The following is a 3,034-nucleotide window of genomic DNA, read 5'->3' as shown; positions in this document are numbered from 1 at the left end:
GCAAATATTATAATTGATGGTCCAAATGGATACCATTCTGAAGTAATCATTGGAATTCAAGGATTCTGGAGAGATAGACCAGAGCAAGCAAATCCATATGGAGAATATAACATCAAACTAGTTAGAGAAGCAAATTTAGATGCTGTCGCTGCAGCTTTAGGAGAGACTGGACTTGTAAAAGTTCTTCCAAGCTCAAGTTCAACAGATAAAAAAGCAACATCAAAACCTGCCAAACTGCAAATGCATACGGTATGTCAAACTACCAGCCAAAGTGGTATAATTGTAAATGTTACTCCTGAAGACTTAGTTCATTTAGATGCTGACTTTGGTGTAAATTGTAAAGAATTTAAAGATATAGTTGCCAATGATGATAGTGCCGGTCCAATTGCAGGTGTTAATCATATTACAAAAAATGTCTTGAATGTTTTACCAAATGATACACTTGAAGGCGTGGTCGTAACTGCTTCTGATGTAATAATAACTACCGTAACACCAAATGAGTTTTTACAATTAAATTCAGATGGCTCTGTAGATGTTTTACCGAATGCACCAGTAGGTACACTTACATTGGTATACCAAATTTGTGAAGCCGATGCGACTTCAAATTGCGATACTGCAACAGTAACAGTAACTATTGAAGCACCAGTAATGACTGTCACTGCATCACCAATTTGTGTAAACGATGTTCCATACCTTGATTACACAGTAACTCCAGTTAACTTTACTCCTGCAAATGGTGTATCAATAACTTGGGCAGATGCCACAAACAAAGTGGTAACTACAATGACTGACTTACCACTAAGCGGTCGTGTTTTATGGCCTGGAGCTACAGTTGATGCAAACGGAAAAGGTACTGACTGGCCTGGATGGATATTCCAAAACAACCAATGGATTCAAGCTGCTGATGGTTTTGAAGGATTACGCCCAACTGCGAACATTACAGTATCTCTTAATCCTAGTGAAACAATAACTGTAAATTATCCTCCATCTGAACCGTTCTGTACTGCCAGACCAACATTTGCAATTGTTGCTAATGATGATAATGGAGGCCCAATTTCTGGAGGTACAGGAGCCACAAATGTTGTCAATGTATACACAAATGACACCTTGAATGGTAATGCAATTAATCCAGCAGATGTTACACTTACAACTGTAACAACAGATCCAACTGGAGCACTAACACTAAATCCTAACGGATCTATAGATGTAAAAGTGGGTACAACAGGCGGAACTTATACATTAACGTATCAAATTTGTGAAAATGCTGACAATGGAAATTGCGATACTGCGATTGTAACTATAACTGTTATCGATCCTGCACCGCCAACACCAGTTGACGCTGTCGATGATACTTACAGTAACATTGGATGTAACACTTTTGGATTAGTTGGAAATGTTTTAAGTAATGATTTTAAAGGTATAACTAGAGCCAATCTAGAACTTGTAACCTTTACATTATTGACTGGAAGTAATAACAATGTAAAAACAGATCCTAATATAACATTTGATGCATTAGGAAATGTAAATGTGTCAAGTTTAACTCCAGCTGGAACGTACACTTACAGCTATCGTATTTGCGACAAACTAAGTTCTGAAAATTGTGATACAGCAACAGTAACAATAATAGTTCTGCCAAATGGTGTAACTAATATCGCCAGCCAAGCTTGTAATGATGATTCAACATTATTAAACTTAGCTAATTTACTGCCAGAGGGCACACCAACAACAGGAACTTGGGTAGACACAAATAACACCAATGCCTTACAAGGAAGTACGCTTAACGCGTTAGGTTTAGCACTTGGCACTTACATATTCGAATATAGAATAAAAGACGATAAATGTCCTAGAACAATTGCCCTTAACATGGAAATTAACGACGATTGTAAAGTACTGCCATGTGGAAATATAGTTGTACATAATGCTTTCTCTCCTAATGGAGATGGAAAAAATGATGTTTTCGTAATTGATAGTATTGATGATTTGACCTGTTATCCAGGAAACACTGTAGAAATCTATAATCGTTGGGGAATATTGGTATTTGAAACTACAAATTACAATAATGAAACCAATGCATTTGATGGAACATCTAGAGGTAGAACAACTGTCAAACAATCAGATGGATTACCAACTGGAACGTACTTCTACATTTTGAACTACAAATCATTGAATGGAAATAATGAAGTTCAAAATAATAAGAAAGACGGATACCTGTATCTTTCAAAATAAAACAAAAAAATGCGCTATATAAACAATTAATATATAGCGCATTAAATAATAATTTGTAAAAAAAATACTTATTTTTGAATAAAGATTCATACCAACTTTTTGAACCTTTTTACAGAGTTAAAAAGTTAGTAGGTAATAACTAAATAATACACATCTACTATGAGAACAAAATTATTTTTCTTCGTCATTATGTCTATAGCCTTAACAGGTTATGCACAGCAGGATGCACAGTATACACAGTATATGTACAATGCGATAAATATAAATCCTGCTTATGCGGGATCTCGCGGAGCTCTAAGTGTTTTTGGTCTGTACCGTACCCAATGGGTTGGATTAGACGGAGCACCAGAAACCAGCAGTTTCTCTATCAACACACCAATAAACAATAGTAATTTGGGTATAGGACTCTCGCTGGTAAATGATAAAATAGGTCCAACAAATGAGAACAATATCTCTGCTGATTTATCATATTCAATCCAAACTTCACCAGATTTTAAACTCTCTTTTGGAATTAAAGGAACAGCTAATTTATTCAATTTAGATGTTAACAAACTAAATCCTGAAGATCAAGGCGATCCACAATTTCAAGATTTAAGAAACAAATTTTCACCAAATATTGGAGCAGGTGTTTACTGGCATTCAGATAAAGCTTATATTGGCTTATCGGTTCCCAATTTCATCGAAACCAATCGTTATGATGATAATGATGTGGCCATTTACAAAGACAAAATCAATTATTATTTAATGGCCGGTTATGTATTTGATCTTGATAAATTACAATATATCAAATTCAAACCTGCAGTACTTA

At 35.2% G+C, this 3,034-nt stretch carries 2 protein-coding genes; both read left to right on the top strand.

Features of this window, described 5'->3' with window-relative positions; translation table 11 throughout:
- Positions 1–2,226, top strand: a 2,226-nt coding sequence (locus tag BOW55_RS20560) for a gliding motility-associated C-terminal domain-containing protein (protein WP_164975087.1), incomplete at its 5' end; no start/stop codon positions are given.
- A 159-nt stretch (positions 2,227–2,385) separates the two neighbouring features.
- Positions 2,386–3,034, top strand: a 649-nt coding sequence (locus BOW55_RS20555) for a type IX secretion system membrane protein PorP/SprF (RefSeq protein ID WP_164975086.1), incomplete at its 3' end; no start/stop codon positions are given.

Source organism: Flavobacterium sp. YO12 (assembly GCF_004119495.1).
Classification (GTDB): domain Bacteria; phylum Bacteroidota; class Bacteroidia; order Flavobacteriales; family Flavobacteriaceae; genus Flavobacterium.
Note: the sequence above shows the minus strand (reverse complement) of the source record. Positions and strands in the feature narration are given on the sequence as shown.